At 42.9% G+C, this 275-nt stretch carries 1 protein-coding gene; it reads left to right on the forward strand.

The features are described 5' to 3' along the window. Positions 1-19: 19 nt before the first annotated feature. The coding region (locus tag MN204_RS20600; RefSeq protein WP_249872922.1) for a hypothetical protein at positions 20-275 on the forward strand (256 nt) is incomplete at its 3' end.

The following is a 275-nucleotide window of genomic DNA, read 5'->3' on the forward strand; positions in this document are numbered from 1 at the left end:
GCAAAATGCGAAGTTGGTTTTGCTACCTGCGACAAACTGGCAATTTGTAATCAGTAATTTGGTTGTTCGGTTGTTGGTGATTTTAATCAATGTCGCGGTTGTGACTGGGGTTTATCGTTTGGTGATGATGGCCATCGAAAAAGGATTAAACGCTAGTGAAGCTGACAATGCATTGCACTTTAGTTGGGACTTTAGTGGTGTAGCAGACTCAACCGGTGCGATTGTGCTCGTCTTTTTATTTGTTAATTTCATTGGCTTGGCGGTTACTTTGGGCG

The sequence above is a fragment of the Oceanobacillus saliphilus genome, from assembly GCF_023522835.1.
GTDB lineage: Bacteria > Bacillota > Bacilli > Bacillales > Amphibacillaceae > Oceanobacillus > Oceanobacillus saliphilus.